The 265-nt window shown below is 38.9% G+C and carries 1 pseudogene; it reads left to right on the top strand.

Features of this window, described 5'->3' with window-relative positions:
- A pseudogene (locus J7R10_RS09700) lies at positions 1 to 265 on the top strand (filamentous hemagglutinin); the annotation flags it as partial.

Genomic DNA, 265 nt, shown 5'->3' with positions numbered 1-265 from the left:
AGGTGAGGTTTTGCATGATGAACATGGCAATGTCATCTATGCAAAAAATGAAAATGGAGAGTATATAAAAGACAGCCATGGAAAACTAATACCTCTGTATCACTTTTTAAAAGCTGAAGATGAGCAGCACTTACAAGCAGGCTCTGATGGCAACAGGCGTATGTTCTATAATGGCATTTCAAATACACCAGATGACGCAGCGCGTAATGCCGTTCAGTTAGCTGATAATGAGCATAATCCCCTTTATTTTACATATTTTCCCCAA

It is taken from the genome of Bartonella vinsonii subsp. berkhoffii ATCC 51672 (genome assembly GCF_902825225.1).
Classification (GTDB): domain Bacteria; phylum Pseudomonadota; class Alphaproteobacteria; order Rhizobiales; family Rhizobiaceae; genus Bartonella; species Bartonella berkhoffii.
This window is presented reverse-complemented; position numbering and strand designations above follow the sequence as displayed.